A 1,011-nucleotide genomic window follows, 5' to 3' on the forward strand; every position below is an offset into this window, starting at 1 on the left:
CTCCCTCAATATGATTTAGTTTTCTCACTCAGGCTCATGAATTCGCAGGATTTCACCCTTAGCTAAGTGTGAGGTAAGAAGGAAACAGAGAAGGCGGTGGCTTGGAACAACTGTATGGGCATGCAAGAATAAAGGTGAGAGTATATCACCCAATTTGTTCCATATCCTGCACGTCTCCATGTCGCCCCTAGCGATTTTCACTCCCATGTCTCAACGGGTCTCATGCCCTTTCATTCCTTCGTCACATCTAACTAAGGGGTGGAGGTCGGTTTTTCTAACGGAACGGGTCCGAGCCCTTTTGCATAATGCCTCCCGATACTCCGTGCTTCTTGTCCATCCTGCGAATGCATCAACTGGCGAAAAATAACCTGTTTAAGCGGATTGCGGAAATACTTTAGCCGAACTGTAAGCTTCGCTGCTCTTAGCCAGGCCAACAAGCATTCGGGCCACTTTACCACATAATTTCATAATGGATTTCATTTTCTTGAGCTTTTTCACGTCTACATTGTAGTGGTGCAGGGCTCTAACATCCGGATTGGTCATGACCATACACATTGTCATGAGGTAGATAAAGCGCCTTAGTCGCGGTCGACCGCGCTTACTTAGCACCATTTTCCCACGCCATTTCCCGGAACTAGCCTCAGCCAGATTTAGACCCGCATGACGAAGCAAGGCATTTCCGTGTGCATAACCACTAAGATCACCAGCTTCTCCTAACACACCGGCTAGACTGGTTACATTTACACCCCGAATGGTGAGTAACTTTTGGGCATAGGGAATGCGTTCTAATACGAGATGTACTTCATGTGCAATCTGCTCAAGCTGGCGCTGAGCCAAATCATATTCTTCGAGAAGTTGATCCAAGTGAATCTTGTAGGCGTGTAGCGCCTTTGTTGCACCTACGCTGCGTTTAGCAAATGTAATAAGCTGCTCAGCCCGCTGCAAACCCGCATGACGCTTCACATATTGCTTCCAGCCGGCAATGACTTGCTCTGTCGTTAATCGGCTAAT

Annotated in this window: 1 protein-coding gene; it reads right to left on the reverse strand. The window is 47.6% G+C overall.

Annotated elements, in window-relative coordinates; all coding sequences use genetic code 11:
• Positions 1–372: 372 nt before the first annotated feature.
• The coding region (locus E0698_RS26225) for a transposase (protein WP_192513428.1) at positions 373–1,011 on the reverse strand (639 nt) is incomplete at its 5' end.

Origin of the sequence: Paenibacillus sp. 23TSA30-6 (assembly GCF_014858585.1) — a bacterium.
Lineage (GTDB): Bacteria > Bacillota > Bacilli > Paenibacillales > Paenibacillaceae > Paenibacillus.